The organism is Lysinibacillus sp. FW301-JW8, from assembly GCF_058788755.1.
This window is the reverse complement of sequence record NZ_JBYTBB010000141.1, coordinates 1-2,232: the sequence shown is the minus strand read 5'-3', so window position 1 is coordinate 2,232 and position 2,232 is coordinate 1. Positions and strand designations below refer to the sequence as shown.

Here is a 2,232-nt window from a genome sequence, read left to right as displayed (position 1 = left end):
GCTTGGATATTTTTCGACCAAGGCATGTAATCTTGTAAGATCTCTGGCTGTTGTTGAATCGGTAAATTTGGTAGCTCCGTTAATAGCTTTACAAGGTACTGATAGAAATCAATGCCGTTTGTTTTGGCTGTTTCTGCTAAACTCAAACAGATGGCATTTGCTTTAGCACCGGCTTCACTCACAGAAAAAAGCCAGTTCTTGCGACCAATCACATTTGGACGAATCGCATTTTCGGCTGGATTATTATCCATCTCAATTCGACCATCGAACAGAAAAGCTTTTAATCCATGAACACGATTTAATGTGTATTCGGCAGCTTTAGCTAAGGCATTTTTTCCGAAGAAAGGCGATTCATCGACCCATTTTAAGAATTTCTCTACAATCGGCTTCGAATGCTTTTGGCGTGCTTTTCGGCGTTTACCTGGTGAAAGGTGCTTAAATTGACGTTCTAGGCGATACAATTGATCACAGAAATCTACGCCAATTTGTCCGTTTTTGCTATCGACTTTCAGCCAATATCGTCTCACATGCGCCCAACAGTTAGCGAACGTGACATCAGGAAGATTACCGTATGCCGAGTAACCATCACAAATCACCATTCCTTTAAAGCCTTTTGTAAATTCTACTAGTACAGAACGACTTCTCGATAATGCACTATGAAAAAGAACGATGATTGGTCCTTGGCTTGGCACGCTTCGGAACACCCAATTGTAGGCATTCGATTGTCCTGATTTTCCGTCTGACCGATTGATAATTTGCGCATACGTTTCGTCCACATGCAGCACTGATTTCATCGTTAACATCTGCTTCATCTGTTCATAAATCGGTAAAAGCCAATCTTCTGAAGCACGAATAACCCAGTTTGATAGATTCTTATCATTCGTAAGTAGGCCATATCGTTCCCACTCCTTTACCTGACGGTAAAGAGGTAAATACTGAATAAACTTATCATAAATAAGCTTTGCTAAAACAGTTGGTCCTGCAATGCTTCGCTGAATAGTAGCTTGTGGGGCTTTTCCACGTTTCATTTGTGCTTTTTTTGCGGCATCCATTTTACAGTGCTTACACTCATAGGCATGTTCAATATGCTGGATGCGCATCATTTTTGCCGGAATGAATTTTGCTTCTTCACGCGCAATCGTTGTACCAGCTTCAGTCATTTGACCAAGGCAACAGTCACATTGTGTGTTGGTGGGATGATGGTGAATTTCTTCTACTTCAATCCCGTCACGAAAAGAATCATTCCGTTTCTTCTTATGTAGTTTACGGACAACGGTGTACGTAATCGTCGCCGTGCTTTGTTCTTCTGTGTGCTCAGAATCACTAAAAGACTGATCATCATCAAATAATGATCCTTGTCCATCTGGTGCAGTGTATTTTGATTTCTCGGTTTTTGATCCGTATAAAAGTTTTGTTAAATAGCGTACTTGTTCAGTTAGCGATTCAATCTGTTTAGATAAGTCTTTGTTTTGTTGCTTCATATAATCAAGCTGTTCTTCAAGAAGTTTAATTAATTTCTCGTTGTTAAAAGAAGCGTTCACCAAAACATTCACCACTTTCCGTTCGTATAAGATTCTCATATTATACCATTTAAGAAAGTGAATTTAGAATACACCTTTTGGTGTTTTTTGAATTGCCTTTGGCTGCTGTAGCGATAAACCTTCTAGAAGCCAGCGAAGCTCTTGTTGCGAAAGGTTCCGTACTTCATTTTCATCTTTCGGCCATTGGAGTTGTCCGCCATCTAAGCGTTTATAGAGTAAAGCGAATCCATCCCCATCAAAATACAAACATTTGTATCGATCTTTACTCAGGCCGCAAAACAGGAAAATCGAATCGCCATAAGGATCCAGTTCGAAAGAATCTTGAATCAGTGTAGCTAAGCCATCAATGCCTTTACGCATATCCGTCTTTCCACAAACGATGTAGATATTTTTCACGTTAGTAAAATCGTGTTTCACAGTAGTTTCAACTCCCTCATCACACTTTGGATAATGTGCTCATCTACGCCATTACAGAAAGAAATTTCTACCTTTGCTGTTTTAATCGTACATGTATTAATGTGTGAGTCTTGTGTTGAGTTGGCTACAGGGGAATTATTAAGTTCGGGATATAATGTGATGGGGATAATCGTTAATTTTTGCTGTGGCAATGAAAGGCACCTCCTTTAATTGATACCTTTATAGTACCGAGAGGTGCTACGTGATTATATGCGTTATTTGAATACGGGCTTAC

At 39.7% G+C, this 2,232-nt stretch carries 3 protein-coding genes; all 3 read right to left on the bottom strand.

Going from position 1 to position 2,232, the window contains the following annotated elements:
• A partial coding sequence (tnpC, locus tag AC3WOM_RS26625; RefSeq protein ID WP_492449192.1) for an IS66 family transposase occupies positions 1-1,544 on the bottom strand: 1,544 nt, incomplete at its 3' end.
• A gap of 60 nt (positions 1,545-1,604) precedes the next feature.
• On the bottom strand, positions 1,605-1,958 hold the full coding sequence (gene tnpB / locus AC3WOM_RS26620) for an IS66 family insertion sequence element accessory protein TnpB (protein ID WP_427550222.1): 354 nt from the start codon (positions 1,956-1,958) through the stop codon (positions 1,605-1,607).
• Positions 1,955-2,149: a hypothetical protein gene (locus AC3WOM_RS26615; protein ID WP_427550220.1), complete on the bottom strand. Its 195-nt coding sequence runs from the start codon at positions 2,147-2,149 to the stop codon at positions 1,955-1,957. Before AC3WOM_RS26615 ends, tnpB begins: the two co-directional genes overlap by 4 nt.
• Between the last annotated feature and the right edge of the window lie 83 nt (positions 2,150-2,232).